General features: G+C 60.8%; 14 protein-coding genes. 6 read left to right on the top strand and 8 right to left on the bottom strand.

The annotated features are described in order from the left end of the window. The first annotated feature begins 1 nt into the window (after position 1). Both atpD and PY308_RS18690 read left to right on the top strand, forming a co-directional pair. Positions 2-1,528 carry a F0F1 ATP synthase subunit beta gene (gene atpD / locus PY308_RS18695; RefSeq protein WP_275785536.1) on the top strand — a complete coding sequence of 509 codons (1,527 nt, stop codon included), beginning with the start codon at positions 2-4 and terminating at the stop codon, positions 1,526-1,528. Positions 1,529-1,666: 138 nt separating this feature from the next. Next, positions 1,667-2,074 carry a F0F1 ATP synthase subunit epsilon gene (locus PY308_RS18690; RefSeq protein ID WP_275785534.1) on the top strand — a complete coding sequence of 136 codons (408 nt, stop codon included), beginning with the start codon at positions 1,667-1,669 and terminating at the stop codon, positions 2,072-2,074. 185 nt (positions 2,075-2,259) lie between these two features. Here the strand turns inward: PY308_RS18690 and PY308_RS18685 are convergent, their stop codons facing one another. Continuing rightward, positions 2,260-3,363 (bottom strand): saccharopine dehydrogenase family protein, encoded by a 1,104-nt coding sequence (locus tag PY308_RS18685; RefSeq protein ID WP_275785532.1) that lies wholly within the window; start codon positions 3,361-3,363, stop codon positions 2,260-2,262. 118 nt (positions 3,364-3,481) lie between these two features. On the opposite strand from PY308_RS18685, the gene PY308_RS18680 reads away from it, so the two are divergent. Next, positions 3,482-3,913: an Lrp/AsnC family transcriptional regulator gene (locus PY308_RS18680; protein ID WP_275785531.1), complete on the top strand. Its 432-nt coding sequence runs from the start codon at positions 3,482-3,484 to the stop codon at positions 3,911-3,913. Positions 3,914-3,949: 36 nt separating this feature from the next. Here the strand turns inward: PY308_RS18680 and PY308_RS18675 are convergent, their stop codons facing one another. From PY308_RS18675 to PY308_RS18645, 7 genes are all read right to left on the bottom strand, one after another. Then, positions 3,950-4,288 (bottom strand): formate dehydrogenase subunit delta, encoded by a 339-nt coding sequence (locus PY308_RS18675; protein WP_275785529.1) that lies wholly within the window; start codon positions 4,286-4,288, stop codon positions 3,950-3,952. Continuing rightward, positions 4,278-5,105: a formate dehydrogenase accessory sulfurtransferase FdhD gene (gene fdhD, locus PY308_RS18670; protein ID WP_275785526.1), complete on the bottom strand. Its 828-nt coding sequence runs from the start codon at positions 5,103-5,105 to the stop codon at positions 4,278-4,280. Before fdhD ends, PY308_RS18675 begins: the two co-directional genes overlap by 11 nt. Positions 5,106-5,284: 179 nt before the next feature. After that, the gene (fdhF, locus tag PY308_RS18665; RefSeq protein ID WP_275785525.1) at positions 5,285-8,164 is read right to left on the bottom strand and encodes a formate dehydrogenase subunit alpha; all 2,880 of its coding nucleotides are present in this window, start codon (positions 8,162-8,164) and stop codon (positions 5,285-5,287) included. A gap of 5 nt (positions 8,165-8,169) precedes the next feature. Then, the gene (locus tag PY308_RS18660) at positions 8,170-9,726 is read right to left on the bottom strand and encodes a formate dehydrogenase beta subunit (RefSeq protein WP_275785523.1); all 1,557 of its coding nucleotides are present in this window, start codon (positions 9,724-9,726) and stop codon (positions 8,170-8,172) included. Beyond that, the gene (locus PY308_RS18655) at positions 9,723-10,202 is read right to left on the bottom strand and encodes a formate dehydrogenase subunit gamma (protein WP_275785521.1); all 480 of its coding nucleotides are present in this window, start codon (positions 10,200-10,202) and stop codon (positions 9,723-9,725) included. Before PY308_RS18655 ends, PY308_RS18660 begins: the two co-directional genes overlap by 4 nt. A gap of 193 nt (positions 10,203-10,395) precedes the next feature. Continuing rightward, complete coding sequence (locus tag PY308_RS18650) at positions 10,396-11,289, bottom strand: LysR family transcriptional regulator (RefSeq protein WP_275785519.1); 894 nt, start codon at positions 11,287-11,289, stop codon at positions 10,396-10,398. A 31-nt stretch (positions 11,290-11,320) separates the two neighbouring features. Beyond that, the gene (locus PY308_RS18645) at positions 11,321-12,091 is read right to left on the bottom strand and encodes an SDR family NAD(P)-dependent oxidoreductase (RefSeq protein ID WP_275785518.1); all 771 of its coding nucleotides are present in this window, start codon (positions 12,089-12,091) and stop codon (positions 11,321-11,323) included. A gap of 161 nt (positions 12,092-12,252) precedes the next feature. Between PY308_RS18645 and PY308_RS18640 the strand changes: the two genes are divergently transcribed. The 3 genes from PY308_RS18640 to PY308_RS18630 all read left to right on the top strand — a co-directional run bounded on the left by PY308_RS18640 (position 12,253) and on the right by PY308_RS18630 (position 15,779). Further along, positions 12,253-13,017 carry a DeoR/GlpR family DNA-binding transcription regulator gene (locus PY308_RS18640; RefSeq protein ID WP_275785515.1) on the top strand — a complete coding sequence of 255 codons (765 nt, stop codon included), beginning with the start codon at positions 12,253-12,255 and terminating at the stop codon, positions 13,015-13,017. A gap of 99 nt (positions 13,018-13,116) precedes the next feature. Next, positions 13,117-14,649, top strand: a complete 1,533-nt coding sequence (glpD, locus tag PY308_RS18635; RefSeq protein WP_434064171.1) for a glycerol-3-phosphate dehydrogenase — start codon at positions 13,117-13,119, stop codon at positions 14,647-14,649. 47 nt (positions 14,650-14,696) lie between these two features. Then, entirely contained in the window at positions 14,697-15,779 is a 1,083-nt protein-coding gene (locus tag PY308_RS18630; RefSeq protein ID WP_275785508.1) for an ABC transporter ATP-binding protein, read from the top strand. Positions 15,780-15,783: the final 4 nt, after the last annotated feature.

The raw sequence follows: 15,783 nt of genomic DNA, 5'->3' as shown, positions 1-15,783 counted from the left end.
TATGGCTAAGGCAGCTACCCCCACAGATACGGCAGCAGTAAAGAAGCCCGCCGCCCGCAAACCGGCCGCAGCAGCAGCCGTGTCGACCTCGGTTGCTGTCGCAGCACCGGGTGCAGTCGGCCGCGTGACGCAGGTCATCGGCGCCGTTGTCGACGTTTCGTTCAACGAAGGCCAGTTGCCGTCGATCCTGAATGCGCTCGAAACCGACAACAACGGCAACCGCCTCGTTCTTGAAGTGGCACAGCATCTCGGTGAGAACGCCGTCCGCACGATCGCCATGGACTCCACCGAAGGTCTGGTTCGTGGTCAGCCCGTTACAGATACCGGCGCCCCGATCACGGTTCCCGTCGGTCTGGAAACGCTCGGCCGCATCATGAACGTCATCGGCGAGCCGGTGGACGAGGCCGGTCCGCTCATCACGTCCGGCAAGCGCTCGATCCACCAGGAAGCGCCGAGCTACGTCGAACAGTCGACGGAAGCGCAGATCCTCGTGACCGGCATCAAGGTCGTCGACCTTCTGGCTCCTTACGCCAAGGGCGGCAAGATCGGCCTGTTCGGCGGCGCCGGCGTTGGCAAGACGGTTCTGATCATGGAACTGATCAACAACGTCGCCAAGGCGCATGGTGGTTATTCGGTGTTCGCCGGCGTCGGTGAACGCACCCGCGAAGGCAACGACCTTTACCACGAAATGATCGAATCCGGCGTGAACAAGCATGGCGGCGGCGAAGGCTCCAAGGCTGCTCTCGTTTACGGCCAGATGAACGAACCTCCGGGTGCCCGCGCCCGCGTCGCCCTCACGGGCCTGACGATCGCCGAACAGTTCCGCGACGAAGGCCAAGACGTTCTGTTCTTCGTGGACAACATCTTCCGCTTCACCCAGGCAGGTTCCGAAGTGTCGGCTCTTCTCGGCCGTATTCCTTCGGCCGTTGGTTATCAGCCGACGCTCGCCACCGACATGGGCCAGATGCAGGAACGCATCACCACGACGACGAAGGGTTCCATCACGTCCGTTCAGGCCATCTACGTTCCGGCCGACGACTTGACCGACCCGGCGCCGGCTACTTCGTTCGCCCATCTGGACGCAACGACCGTTCTGTCGCGTTCGATCGCCGAAAAAGGCATCTACCCGGCCGTTGACCCGCTCGACTCAACGTCGCGCATGCTCGACCCGATGGTTGTCGGCGAAGAACACTACGAAGTGTCGCGCCGCGTCCAGACGACCCTGCAGCGCTACAAGTCGCTCCAGGACATCATCGCCATCCTCGGCATGGACGAACTGTCGGAAGAAGACAAACTGGCCGTTGCGCGCGCCCGCAAGATCGAACGCTTCCTGTCCCAGCCGTTCTTCGTCGCCGAAGTCTTCACCGGTTCGCCGGGCAAGCTGGTCGCGCTCGAAGACACGATCAAGGGCTTCAAGGGCCTCGTCAATGGCGAATACGATCATCTTCCGGAAGCCGCCTTCTACATGGTCGGTTCCATCGAGGAAGCCATCGAAAAGGCCAAGCGTCTGGCTGCTGAAGCCGCGTGAATTTGACTGCGATCACGGGCTTGGCTTGCGCTTGGCCTGTGATCTTCAGACGTTGCGGGGAAAACTTCGGTTGATCGCAGCGAATTGAATGACTTGCCGGCGCACCTGTGCTGGCAGTGCCAAAAGAAGCGAATGATCATGGCTGATTTCAATTTCGAACTGGTTTCTCCGGAACGTCTCCTGCTTTCCACGCAGGTCAGTGAAGTGGTGATTCCGGCCACGGAAGGCGAGATGACCGTGATGGCCAATCATGCGCCTGTCATGACGACGATCAAGCCGGGCATCGTGACCGTGAAGGCTGCGGATGGTGCAGTCAGCCGCTACGTGGTGTTCGGGGGATTTGCCGATATCCTGCCCACCGGCTGTACGCTGCTTGCGGAATCGGCGGTGCCGGTGAGCGAGTTGGAGAGCAAGCACATCGAAAAGCGTATCGAGGCAACCAAGAGCGAGATCGAGGAAGGTTCGCATAGCGACGAGCATAAGACTCGTCTCGAACAATTCCTCGCCGAATTGACCCAGCTCAACGGTATTGTCGTCGCCGCCTGATCAGAGGCGATGCATCGACTGTTCAGCCCCGCTTCGGCGGGGTTTTTTGTTGCCGGCGGACTGTTTCGCGCAGCAGAGCTCCAGAGGCAGAGAATCGAAGCCCTTTTCAGCGAGCATGCACAAGAAAACGCCCGGGATTTTTCAATCCCGGGCGTTGCGGTCCATGGTCTTCTTATCCCCGCAGGTCAGCTTGCCATTTTGTCCGCGTAGGCTCTCTGTTCGTAGTGGTGGCCGAAGCGGCTCTTGAGGAAGGCATCCAGACCGATTTCCTCCTGGCGGATGAAGCCTTTGGCCGGGAGATCACCCTTGGCCAGCATGTCGAGCACGGCGCAGATACTGCAGGCCGTGGTGATCTGGATGGCGCTCATCATGCGGCCGGCAATAACGGCGCTGTAGACCTTGTTGGCATAGGTTTCCTGAACCAGACGTCCATCCCTGCGGCCGGACACGGTGACGAAGATGATGACGACGTCCTGCATGGTCGACGGCAGAGAGTTTTCGAAAATATCCTTTAAAACCTCGCGACGATGGCGAAGCCCGAGATCATTCAGCAGGGCTTTCATGATTGCAGCATGGCCGGGATAGCGGATTGTGCGATAGTTGAGCGTGCGCACCTTGCCCTTCAATGTCTCGCACAGCGTGCCAAGGCCGCCGGAGGTGTTGAAGGCCTCATAGGTGACGCCGTCGAGGGAGAATTCCTCACGCTCCTCGAGGGCCGGTACCTTGATCAACTGTCCCTCGACGATCGCTTCGCACGGCTCGATATATTCGTTGATAACGCCGTCCGTGCTCCAAGTCAGATTATAGTTCAGAGCATTGGACGGATATTGCGGCAGGGCGCCGACGCGCATGCGCACACTGTCGAGCGTATCGAAACGGCTGGCGAGATCGTTGGCGACAATGGATATGAACCCCGGCGCCAGGCCGCATTGCGGAATGAAGGCAGTGGTTGCGGTTTCGGCGATTTCCTTGACCCGGCGTGTCGATTCGACGTCCTCGGTCAGATCGAGATAGTGGACAGAAGCACTGGCTGCGGCTTCGGCAATGGTCGTCGTTAGGTGATAGGGAGCAGCGCTCAGCACGGCGAATTTGCCGGTGAGCAGGCCGACCAGCGCCTTGCCGTCGGCAATATCGATCTCGACCGGGGTGATTGCCTCATGCTTTTCGAGCAAAGCCAGTTGTTCGGTGCTCCGATCTGCAAGGGTCACGTGGTAGTCGCCGGAATGGGCAAGAAGCCGGGCGATGGTCGAGCCGATTTTGCCGGCGCCTATAACGACGATGTTTTTCATTTGGTTCCCCTGGTAGCTTGTCTAAAGGCATTATCGACGCGACCGTGGTTGATATGAAGCGCCGGTCTGTTAGAAATGAAGTGTTAAAATCGGCAATATGCCGTCGGGAGTGGGCATAATGACGGTCATGGAGAAGGACAGACAGCTTCTGGCTATGCTTAGCGAGAACGCCCGGATGCCAACCGCTCTTCTCGCCCGCAGGCTTGGCCTTTCGCGGACGACCGTGCAGGCGAAAATCGAACGGCTGGAACGGGCAGGGGTGATCGCTGGCTATGGTGTGCGTCTATCGGATGATTTCGAAAAAGGTCTGGTCAAGGCGCATGTCATGATCACGCTTGCGCCGAAGGCATTGGCGCGCGTTACGCAGGCGCTTCATGCCATTGAGGACGTGCGCATGCTGCATTCCGTCAGCGGCAGTTTCGATCTTATCGCCATCGTTGCCGCATCGTCGATCAGCGAACTCGATCTCGTCATCGACAGGATCGGCGAGATCGACGGCGTCGAGAAGACACTGTCGTCGATCATTCTGTCAACGCGCATCAATCGCTGACGTCAATGTCGATTTCATCCCAATCGGCTCTTGGACTCAAGCCTTTTCCGGAATACTTGGTTCGGACAGCGATTCGCCCGCAGCCGTGCCTTTGCCCTCTGGGGCGCCTTTCGCAGCGTCGCTCCCGGTACCAACGCCTTCCGAGCCGGAATAGGGTTGCTTGATCAGGGCGGCAGCGGCGATGACGATAGGGTCGAACCCGGCGTCACCTCGCGCGATGAGGCTAAAGAAAGCCTGCCGCATGCGCGGCTCCCAGAACTTGTTAATATGGATTGCGACGCCTTCGACCCGCTCGGCTTCCGGCTGGGACTTGAAGAAGGTGGCGATCTGGTTGGCCATGCGCACGAGTTTGCCATTGGTGGTATCAAGCGACATCGGCGATAGCTCCGGATCGAATGCGGTCAGGGTGGGTGAAAGTCTCGAAATCCTCACCGCGCACCAAGGCAATCAGCGTCATGCCGGCCTCATCTGCTGTGCGGATGGCAAGCGCGGTGGGAGCCGATATGGCGATGATGAAGGGACTGCCGATGATCGCGGTCTTCTGAACCATCTCGACGGAGACCCGACTTGTGACGACCACGGCACCGTCCGCTCCGGAGTAACCGGCGCGCGCGGCCGCGCCCACCAGTTTGTCGAGTGCATTGTGCCGGCCGACATCCTCGCGCACGGCTATCAGGCCCTTGCCGGGCACGTAAAAGGCGGCGCCATGTACGGCGCGCGTTTCGAAATGTAGCGGCTGCTGGCCGTGCAGCAGGGAAACTGCCTCGATGATCTGCTGTTCGGACAACCGCAATGAGGAACCGGATACCAACGGCGTCTTGCGCACCGCCTGCTCGATGGATTCGATGCCGCAGAGACCGCAACCGACCGGACCAGCCATATGGCGGCGGCGGGCGGTGAGCGCGTCGTTCTGCGCGTCCTTGAGCATAATCTGCAGGTCAATTCCGCTTCCGTCGGCGACGGCCTCGATCGATTCGATTTCGACGGGAGCGGCGATGATGCCTTCGGTCAGGCTGAAGCCGACAGCAAAGTCCTCGAGATCACCGGGTGTCGCCATCATCACCGCATGGGTGGAGCCGCCATAGGAGAGCGCGATCGGGGTCTCCTCGGGGACGACGCGCGAGCCGGGGGAGAGCTTGCCGTTGCGGCAGGCGGTCTCCGGGACGGTTTGGGTGAGCTGGAACTGGGTCATGACGGAATGGAGCGTGTGGCACCCCACTCTGTCCTGTCGGACATCTCCCCCACAAGGGTGGAGATCGCTGTGGAGAGATCTTGCTCGAAAGCCAGCCCAGGATTGATCTCCCCCCTTGTGGGGGAGATGTCGGCCCTGCCGACAGAGGGGGGTATTTGCCACAAGCGCATCATTCCACCCTACTCCGCAGCCTCAAGCTTGCCAGCAATCCGGCGGGAGTGGCGAGCCTGTTCGTCGTAATCGATCTGCCATTGCGACGGGCCGTTCGACGGCGAAATCTGGACGGCTGTTACCTTATACTCCGGGCAGTTGGTCGCCCAGTCGGAGAAGTCGGTCGTGATGACATTGGCCTGCGTCGTCGGGTGGTGGAAGGTCGTGTAGACGACGCCGGGCGCGACGCGGTCGGTGATCAGCGCGCGCAGCGTCGTATCGCCGGAGCGACTCTGCAGCTTCACCCAGTCGCCATCGCGCACGCCGCGGACTTCGGCGTCGTGCGGATGGATTTCCAGCCGGTCCTCCTCGTGCCAGACGACATTGTCCGTGCGCCGGGTCTGCGCGCCGACATTGTACTGGCTCAAGATGCGCCCGGTGGTGAGCAGCAGCGGGAAGCGTGGCCCGGTCTTTTCGTCCGTCGCGACGTATTCCGTGCGGATGAACTTGCCCTTGCCGCGCACGAAGCCGTCGATATGCATGATCGGCGAGCCGAGCGGGGTTTTTTCGTTGCAGGGCCACTGCACGGAACCCATCTTCTCCAAATGGTCATAGGAGACCAGCGCGAAGCTCGGCGTCGTCGCGGCGATCTCGTCCATGATTTCGCATGGATGCGAATAGGCCCAGTCGAGCCCCATGGTCTGGGCAAGCTTCTGCGTCACTTCCCAGTCAGCCAAGCCGTTGCGCGGGGTCATGACCCGGCGGACTCGGTTGATGCGGCGCTCGGCATTTGTAAACGTGCCATCCTTTTCCAGAAAGGTGGAGCCCGGCAGGAAGACATGGGCATAGTTCGCGGTTTCGTTCAGGAACAGGTCCTGCACGACAACGCATTCCATCGCGGCAAGACCAGCCTGCACATGCTTGGTGTCGGGGTCGGACTGGAGAATGTCCTCGCCCTGGATGTAGATGCCCTTGAAGGAGCCATCGACGGCGGCGTCCAGCATGTTGGGGATGCGAAGGCCTGGCTCGTTAGAGATCGTCACGCCCCAGAGCTTCTCGAAGGTTTCCCGCGTTGCATCATCCGAGACGTGGCGATAGCCGGGAAGCTCGTGCGGGAAGGAGCCCATATCGCAGGCGCCCTGAACGTTGTTCTGGCCGCGCAACGGGTTCACGCCGACGCCCGCACGACCGATATTGCCGGTGACCATGGCAAGATTGGCAATGGCGATGACCGTCGTCGAGCCCTGGCTGTGCTCGGTAACGCCGAGACCGTAATAGATGGCGCCATTGCCGCCGGTGGCAAACAGCCGGGCGGCTCCGCGGATTTCCTCAGCCGGGACGCCGGAGAATACCTCGATCGCCTCGGGGCTGTGCTCCGGCTGCGAGACGAAGGCCGCCCAATCCTCGAATTCCGACCAGTCGCAGCGCTCGCGGATGAATTGCTCGTCGGTAAGGCCTTCCGTGACGATGACATGCGCAAGCGCCGTCATCACCGCGACATTGGTGCCGGGCTTCAGCGGCAGGTGGTGCGATGCCTTGATATGCGGCGACGACACCATGTCGGTGCGACGCGGATCGATGACGATGAGCTTGGCGCCCTGGCGCAGCCGCTTCTTCAAGCGCGACGCAAACACGGGGTGACCATCGGTCGGGTTGGCGCCGATGATGATGACGACATCCGTGTGTTCGACCGAATCGAAATTCTGCGTTCCGGCGGAGGTGCCGAAGGTGGCGCCGAGGCCATAACCGGTCGGCGAATGGCAGACGCGGGCACAGGTATCGACATTGTTGTTGCCGAAACCGGCGCGGATCAGTTTCTGGACGAGATAGGTTTCTTCATTGGTGCAGCGCGAGGAGGTGATGCCGCCGATCGACTCGCGGCCATACTGGTACTGGATGCGTCGGAATTCCGATGCCGTATGATTGAGCGCCTCCTCCCAGGAGACTTCGCGCCAGGGATCGGTGATCTTTTCACGGATCATGGGATTGAGGATGCGCTCCTTGTGGGTCGAATAGCCATAGGCAAAACGGCCCTTGACGCAGGAATGGCCGCGATTGGCCTGGCCGTCCTTCCACGGCACCATGCGCACCAGTTCCTCGCCGCGCATCTCCGCCTTGAAGGAGCAGCCGACGCCGCAATAGGCGCAGGTGGTGACGACCGAATGCTCCGGCTGGCCGATGGCGATGACCGATTTTTCCGTCAGCGTCGCGGTCGGGCAGGCCTGCACGCAGGCGCCGCAGGAAACGCATTCCGATTCCAGGAAATTTTCGTGCATGCCGGGCGACACGCGGGAGCCGAAGCCACGGCCCTCGATGGTCAGCGCGAACGTGCCCTGAACCTCTTCGCATGCACGGACGCAGCGCGAGCAGACGATGCACTTCGAAGGATCATAGGTGAAATACGGATTGCTCTCGTCCTTCGGCATCCACTTGGCGTTGATGGCGCCATCATTGCGCGCCTTGACATGGTTATCTCCCTCGTGGCCGTAGCGCACATCGCGCAGGCCGACGGCGCCAGCCATGTCCTGCAGCTCGCAGTCGCCGTTGGCAGCGCAGGTCAGACAGTCGAGCGGGTGATCGGAGATGTAAAGCTCCATCACGCCCTTGCGGATATCTTTCAGCCGCGCGGTCTGGGTGTGGACGCTGATGCCGGAGGCGACGGGCGTGGTGCAGGAGGCGGGTGTGCCGTTGCGTCCCTCGATCTCCACGAGACAGAGGCGGCAGGAGCCGAAGGCATCGACCATGTCGGTCGCGCAGAGTTTCGGCACCTGGATGCCGGCCTCCATGGAGGCCCGCATGATCGAGGTGCCCTCGGGCACGGTAATCTCGTTGCCGTCGATGGTCAGCGTCACCATCTTTTCCGCGCGGGAGGCGGGAGTACCGAAGTCGATTTCAGGAACGAGGGACATGGCGATCACTCCGCAGCTTCGACGAGAGGGGTCGGACGGAAATCGTCCGGGAAATGGTTCATGGCGCTCATGACCGGATAGGGCGTGAAACCGCCGAGCGCACAGAGCGAGCCGAACTTCATCGTATTGCAGAGGTCGGCGAGCAAGGCGAGGTTCTTCTCGGGCTCGATTCCCTGTGCGATCTTGTCAGCCGTTTCGACACCACGCGTCGAGCCGATGCGGCAGGGTGTGCACTTGCCACAGCTTTCGACGGCGCAGAATTCCATGGCGAAACGAGCCTGCTTCAGCATGTCGGCCGTATCGTCGAAGACGGTGATCCCGGCATGGCCGATCAGGCCGTCCTTTGCCGCAAATGCCTCATAGTCGAACGGCGTATCGAACAGCGCGCGCGGGAAATAGGCGCCAAGCGGACCACCGACTTGCACGGCCTTAACCGGGCGTCCCGAAGCCGTGCCGCCACCGATCTCATCGACGATCTGCCCGAGCGTCAGGCCGAAGGCGACCTCGTAGAGGCCACCATGCTTGACGTTGCCGGCAATCTGGATCGGGATCGTGCCGCGCGAGCGGCCCATGCCGAAGTCCTTGTAGAAGGCCGCGCCCTTGTCCATGATGACAGGCACGGAGGCCAGCGAGATGACGTTGTTGATCACCGTCGGACAGCCGAACAGGCCCTTGTGGGCCGGCAACGGCGGCTTGGCGCGGACAATGCCGCGCTTGCCTTCCAGCGAGTTCAGGAGCGCCGTTTCCTCGCCGCAGACATAGGCGCCGGCGCCGGTGCGGATCTCTATGTCGAAAGTCTTGCCTGAGCCGAGCACGGAATTGCCCAGAACACCGGCCTTGCGGGCAATCTCGACGGCCGACGTCATTGTTGCGATGGCGTGGGGATATTCCGAGCGGATATAGACGAAGCCCTTGGTCGCCAAGGTCGCGATGCCGGCGATCGCCATACCCTCGATCAGTACGAAGGGGTCGCCCTCCATGATCATCCGGTCGGCGAATGTGCCACTGTCGCCCTCATCGGCATTGCAGACGATGTATTTGCGGTCACCTGCCGTATCCAGCACTGTCTTCCATTTGATGCCCGTCGGGAAGCCTGCGCCGCCGCGGCCGCGCAGGCCGCTTTCGGTCACCTGTGCCACGACGTCGGCGGGCACCATCGCAACGGTTTTCGCAAGCCCCTTCAGGCCGTCATGGGCCTTGTAGTCTTCAAGCGACAGCGGATCGACGATGCCGCAGCGAGCAAAGGTCAGGCGCGTCTGGTTCTTGAGGAAGGGCAGGTCCTCGGTCTTCCCGAGACAGAGCGCATGGCTGCCGCCGGTGGCAAGGCCCGCGTCAAGCAGGGATGCGACATCGGACGCCCTCACCGGACCATAGGCGATCCGGCCTTCCGGCGTCTCGACCTCGATCATCGGCTCCAGCCAATGCAGGCCGCGTGAACCGTTGCGCACGATCGCCGCATCGAGACCGCGCGCCTCGATTTCGCGGATGAAAGCCTGTGCGACACGATCGGCGCCGAGCGCCAGGGCGGCTGCGTCCTTGGGAATGAATATCCGCACGGTCATGCGCGGGCCTCCGCAACGAGATCGCGCACGACATCCGTATCCAGCCGTCCGTACACCGCGCCGTCGAGCATCGCGGCGGGTGCGGTGGAACAGAGCCCGAGACAATAGACCGGCTCCAGCGTCACAGCTCCATCCAGTGTCGTCTGGTGGAAGTCGATACCGAGCAGGGATTTCACGCGTTCGGCCAACGCATCGCCGCCCATTGCCTGACAGGCTTCGGCGCGACAGAGCTTTAGAACATGCCGGCCTGCTGGGTGGTCGCGGTAATCGTGATAGAAGGTCACGACGCCGTGGACCTCGGCGCGCGACAGGTTGAGTTCTCGGGCGATGACCGGCAGAGATTCCTGCGGCACATAGCCAAACTCGGCTTGAATTTCATGTAGGATGGGCAGCAGCGGCCCTTCAAGAGATTTCAACGCGCTGATGATATCGAGCGTCCGGAGTTCGGTATCCCGGCTGGATAGATGCACATTCACGCTCAGACCTCCCGAACTGATACGGGCGAAACCGACTTTGCCTTCAGCCTTTCATGGCCCCTATCGCTCCTCCCAGAGCGTCTGGCCGATCGAAAGCCTCAGGCGGCAGTTGCCGTTCGCATAGCTGGCGACTGTCGCAGTCGCGGCAAAGAGCGTCAATACGCGTGTTTCGTGGAGCGATAGGATTTTTCTATCAGACTATCTGGGCGTCGGACAGTATTCGCGCCTCGTGCAACAGGGCCGAGACAAGCGGTGTAAAGGGTTCGCGATGCGTTGCAACCAGGCCGACCGTGTGCCGCGCGTCCGGCTCAATGATCGGTACAAGCCGAATGTCGTCGTGAAAGCCGAAGGATTTCGCAACGTTGTAGGGCATGATGCTCGCCCAGTGCCCGGTTCGGACATGCGAAAAGAGGACGATCATCGAATTGGATTCGAGCGTGGGAGCAACGGCGATGCCAGCTTCCGCAAAATGCTGGTTGATGATGCGCCGGTTCTGCATGTCGGCAGTCAGCAGACACAGCCTGACTTTTCCGACCTCCCGCCAGGTCACGGTATCGCGATCCGCCAGTTCGCTTCCCGCTGTGGTGACGAGATGATAGCGCTCGACCTGCAGCGGCACGCTGGTCACGCGCCCGAGCGGCTCATTCTCGAGATAGGTAAGTCCCGCGTCGATCTCCAGATTTTCGAGCAGGCCAAGGATCTTGAGGGACGTGGTGGACAAAACCGAAAAGGTCACCTCCGGATGTTTCTCCTGAAAGGGAGCCGTGATGCGGGGAACCATGGCAAGCGCGGTTGGAACGGCCGCCAGCCTTATATGTCCGACGAGACCGCGCCGGGCCGCGCGCATTTCCTCGTGCATGGTGCGGGCATCGCCGACGATCCGGCGCGCCCATTCCAGCACGCGCTGGCCCTCGGGCGTCAGGCTCTGGTAGCGCGAACCCCGATTGACGAGCATGACGCCGAGCTGGTCTTCCAACTGCCGGATAGCGGCCGAAAGCGTCGGCTGGGTGATGCCGCATTGTTCGGCCGCCCGGCCAAAATGCCGCTCATGGGCGAGGGCGATAAAGAATTCCAGCTTGTCGATCATGGGCAATCCCCAAACGCCGAAAGGTCCAGGTTCAGCAGATCAATTGCCCGCCATTCACTTCAAGAACCTGCCCGGTGATATAGCCGGACAGCGCATTGGAGGCGAGAAAGAGATAGGCGGGCGCACAATCCTGCGCCGTTCCCAATCGCTGTAGCGGGATAGTCTTGCGCGTTGCTTCCAGCTTTTCAGCCGAGGAATAGCGCTCGTGAAACTCCGTGGCGATCGTGCCGGGCGAAACGCAATTCACCCGGATGCCGGCGGGTGCAAGCTCGCGGGCCAGGGCCTTGGAATAAGTCGAGACGAAGGCCTTCGTTGCCGAGTAAATGGAGGAACCGGCGCTGCCGCCTGTCAGGGCCGAGATAGACACCGTGTTGACAATGGCCGGATGGGTGCCGCGCCTGAGAAGCGGCAGGAGGGCGCGCGTCGTCTGCACGACCGAGGTCTGGTTCAGTTGCACGACGCTCTCATATTGAGCGTCCGTCAATTCCTCGGCTAGGAACCGGCCGACCATGGTTCCGGCATTGTTGACGAGAACATCGATTGCCTGAAATCGCGATGCTATGTCTGTTGCAAGTGCTTCGACGCCGGCCGCGGTCGAGAAATCGGCATAGGACAGAAAAGCGCGGCCTTCTGTCAGGGCTGTAGTCAGAAAATCAGGCATGGGTTCGCGCAGGCTGCGCCCCCCGTGCAGATAGACGATTGCACCGCAGTCGAGAAACTGCCGGGCAACCTCCCTTCCGATACCGCGGCCGGCACCTGTGACGACGACACGCTGATCCCTGAACAATGACGGCTGAAACATCCATACTCCTCCTGGCGCGATTGCAGGCTGTAGCATCACGCGTTGAATTGCAACGTCACGATGGAAAGGAACCAAGCTCTGATCACTCGCTGCATTTATGAAATTGCGTGACTTTCGTTTTTGCATATTATGAAAGAAAACGAAAATGGGAGGAAGAAGCCATGTATCTGACGGGGCGCCAGTCAGAAATCCTCGATCTGGCCAAAACGGAGGGCCGGGTTCTCGTCGACGAGCTTGCCGCACGTTTTTCCGTAACGCCGCAGACAATCCGCAAGGATCTGAACGACCTCTGCGACGGTCGTGTGCTGACGCGCATTCATGGCGGGGCGATTTTCCCGAGCGGCAACGAGAATGTGAAATACGAAGCGCGCCGTTCGATCGCGGCCCTGGAAAAGCAGGCGATCGGGCAGGCTGCCGCCGCGATGATCCCGAACAATTCTTCGCTGTTCATCAATATCGGCACGACCACTGAAGCGGTGGGAGAAGCACTTCTCGACCACACCGAACTGATGGTTATCACGAACAATATAAATGTTGCCAATCGGTTACGGGTTTTTCCCTCGATCGAGGTGGTTATTGCCGGGGGCGTCGTCCGTGGTGCTGACGGTGGTATCGTCGGCGAGGCCGCGGTCGATTTCATCCGGCAGTTCAAAGTGGACTATGCCGTCATCGGTGCCTCTGCAATCGATCACGACGGAGCCTTGCTTGATTTCGATTACCGCGAGGTCAAGGTCGCACAGGCGATCATCGCCAATGCCCGCCACGTTATCCTGGTTTCGGATTCGACCAAATTCGAACGGACCGCGCCGGTCAGGATCGGCCACATTACCCAGGTCCACACCTTTATAACGGATATCTGTCCAGTCGAAGACGTGAGGGCCATCTGCCAGGACCAGGATGTTCGGTTGATCGAAACGGCGCGTTAAAATTCGATTGCCTTTTCCACCAGCATTCGTTTGACATTCGCAAATTTTTCGCTTTAATTGATTTTGCTTTCGTATGCGCTAAAAATGCTGCAATGCGAAATGGGAGGGGAAGCAGTGCCTGCGCAGGACGCGTTCGACATTTTCATCGTAGGAGGCGGTATCAACGGGTGCGGCATTGCCAGGGATGCTGTCGGCCGGGGTTATTCCGTTGCGCTTGCCGAGATGGATGATTTCGCGTCCGGCACGTCGTCGCGCGCGACTAAGCTCATTCATGGCGGCCTGCGTTATCTAGAGCACTATGAATTTCGGCTTGTGCGGGAATCTCTGATGGAGCGCGAAGTGCTCTGGGCCATGGCGCCGCACATCATCTGGCCCATGCGCTTCGTCCTGCCGTTCCACAAGGGCGGCGTGCGGCCGGCCTGGCTAATCCGTCTCGGTCTTTTCCTGTACGATCATATCGGTGGCCGCAAGCTCCTGCCAGCCACGCGCACTCTCGACATGCGCCGCGATCCCGCTTCCAAGCCATTGAAGGCGCTCTTCACCAGGGCGTTCGAATATTCCGATGGTTGGGTCGATGATGCCCGCCTCGTGGTTCTCAATGCAAAAGACGCAGCGATCAAGGGCGCGCGCATCATGACCCGCAGCCGGGTGGTCTCGGCGGAGCGCGACGGCGGCCTTTGGGTGGTCAAAGTCGAAGACAGGGCGACCGGCGTCGTCGATCTGTTTCGGGCGCGCATGCTTGTCAATGCGGCTGGGCCTTGGGTCGATGTGGTGCTGTCGAATGCTGTGCGCCGAAACAATGTTCACAATGTCCGCCTGGTTCAGGGCAGCCATATCGTGGTGAAGAAGAAGTTCGACGATCCACGGGCCTATTTTTTCCAGAATCCAGATAGCCGCATCATATTTGCCATCCCCTACGAGACCGACTTTACGTTGATCGGAACGACCGACAATGATTTCAACGGCGATCCGAAGAATATCAGGATCACCGAGGGCGAAATCAATTATCTTTGTGACGCGGCGAGCGAGTATTTCGCTGAACCGGTCAGGCCGTCCGATGTGGTCTGGACCTATTCAGGGGTGCGGCCGCTTTACGATGACGGTGCATCGAAAGCGCAGGAAGCGACACGCGACTATGTGTTGAAGATTGACGGCGAACAGGGCAATGCGCCGCTGCTGAACGTCTTTGGCGGCAAGCTCACGACTTACCGGCGGCTTGCGGAGCATGCACTTGAAAAGATCGCGGATGCGATCGGCAGCAAAGGCAGCCCGTGGACGGCAAAAAGCGTGCTGCCGGGCGGCGACTTCCCGGTCAGCGGTTACGAAGCCGAGGTTTCGAAGCTTATCCGCCGTTATCCATTCCTTGTTGCCAGACATGCCCGGCGGCTTGTGCGGCAGTACGGTACGCTGGCGGCAAGCCTGCTCGGCAATATCGATAGCGCGGAAGGGTTGGGGCGGCATTTCGGCGCGGATCTCTACGAGGCGGAAGTGCGATGGCTGATTGAGGAAGAGTGGGCGCGGCGCGGGGAGGACGTCTTGTGGCGCCGCACGAAGCTCGGATTGACATTGACCCAGGCTGAAGCCGCCGGGTTGGAGGATTACATGCGGGAGACCATCCGCGACGTTGCCTGAGGGCGCGCCGCGACGGCGCAACCAATGGCTGGGAGGAAGCCTTTAGAATGCTTGAATTGAAGAACATAACGAAGGTTGTTGGTGCGGATACGCATATCCATCCGACTGATCTGACGCTTGAGCGGGGTTCGCTGAATGTGCTGCTTGGGCCGACGCTGTCGGGCAAGACGTCGCTGATGCGGCTGATGGCGGGGCTTGACAAGCCGACGACGGGCACGATTGTCTTTGACGGCAAGGATGTGACCGGCCTGCGGGTGCAGGATCGCGGCGTTGCGATGGTGTACCAGCAGTTCATCAACTATCCGGCGATGACGGTCTATGAGAACATCGCCTCGCCGATGCGGATCGCCGGCAGGGACAAGGCGACGATCGACCGGGAGGTGCGCAAGGCGGCCGACCTGATGCGGCTGACGCCGTTTCTCGATCGCATGCCGCTCAATCTGTCCGGCGGCCAGCAGCAGCGCACGGCCCTTGCCCGCGCCATCGTCAAGAACGCCAGTCTCGTTCTGCTGGACGAGCCCCTTGCCAACCTGGATTACAAGCTGCGCGAGGAACTGCGGGAAGAACTGCCCAAGCTGTTTGCCGCCTCCGGATCGATCTTCGTCTACGCGACCACCGAAGCGCAGGAAGCCCTGCTGCTGGGCGGCAACACCGCAACCATGAGCGAAGGCCGGATCAGCCAGTTCGGTCAGACGATCAACGTCTACCGCCGGCCGCATGATCTGGTCACGGCAAAAACCTTTGCCGATCCGCCGCTGAACACGATCGACCTCACGAAAGCCGGCGCCGCCTTCCAGCGCAACGGCGCACCCGTGCTGCCGGTGCCGCAGCATCTTGCCGCCCTGCCGGACGGCCCGTGCACGCTGGCCTTCCATCCGCACCACCTTTCGGTCCGGCGTCCGCACGAGACGGCGGCGGTCCTGCCTGCCCGGATCATCATTTCGGAAATTGCCGGTTCCGAAAGTTTCATCCACGTGGCCTTTGGAGACCACCGCTGGGTGATGCTGGTACATGGCATTCACGATATCGACGCCGATACCGATGTCGGCCTGTTTGTCGATACCCGGCATCTGATGGCCTTCGGCGCGGATGGCAGGGCGATTTCCGGCGACAGCCGGAAAGCGGCGTGAGGAC

The organism is Pararhizobium gei, from assembly GCF_029223885.1.
GTDB classification, from domain to species: domain Bacteria; phylum Pseudomonadota; class Alphaproteobacteria; order Rhizobiales; family Rhizobiaceae; genus Pararhizobium; species Pararhizobium gei.
Note: the sequence above shows the minus strand (reverse complement) of the source record. Positions and strands in the feature narration are given on the sequence as shown.